This window comes from Mesorhizobium sp. M4B.F.Ca.ET.089.01.1.1, from assembly GCF_004022605.1.
Taxonomy (GTDB): domain Bacteria; phylum Pseudomonadota; class Alphaproteobacteria; order Rhizobiales; family Rhizobiaceae; genus Mesorhizobium; species Mesorhizobium abyssinicae.
In genome coordinates this window covers 1-661 of the sequence record NZ_RZOS01001144.1, presented here as the reverse complement: position 1 = coordinate 661, position 661 = coordinate 1, and the positions used below count along the sequence as shown (strand labels likewise).

General features: G+C 56.7%; 1 pseudogene. It reads right to left on the bottom strand.

What is annotated here, in order from left to right:
* Positions 1–277: 277 nt before the first annotated feature.
* A pseudogene (locus EN780_RS39365) lies at positions 278–661 on the bottom strand (hypothetical protein); the annotation flags it as partial.

Below are 661 nucleotides of genomic sequence, written 5' to 3'. Positions count from 1 at the left end.
GTATGAGGATCTGGGGTTTAATAGCCCTTTAGACATCCAAGAGGAGCAGCGACGGTGCTTCGAATTTGATTGGTCAAAAACGCCCTTTGGCACGTAGGCGCGATCAGGCCCACGCTGGGTCGGGTGCAATGGCGTCTCAAGCCGAGTGAGGAGCAACGACTCTGGGCATCAACTAAACCCGCTCACAGCAGTGGAGGCTACCTTTCACAGTGTGTCGCCACCGGTCTGGATCAACCGCAGCGCAGCCCTCAGTTGCTCAATGCCGCCGTGGCGCTATTCAAGCGGGCTCCAATTCTTCATCTGCACTTCCAGTCTCAACCCTTCTGATGTTGAGGCGCTTACCCAAGCTTCTTCGCGCGTCCTGGAGAGAGTCGAAGTAGTTGTCCGCTGCAATGCTGAGACTTTCCGGCTCTAGTGCTTTGCCCATTGCCTCCTCGTCCCATTCCTTGTTGATCCGTTTGGCCAGCGCGAAGACGACCGCCAATCCGACACGTTGGATCATAGAATTTCGCGTAAGCGAGCGGACCAATAGCTGCATCACTTCCGGCTCCGGTGCCTGTGCGTATTCCTTTTCAAGTTGCTCCCGCATGGCGCCCACCGCCGGGTAGGTCATGTTTATGAACAGTTCGCTGGTGGTGGCGTAATAGCGACCAGCCCGGCC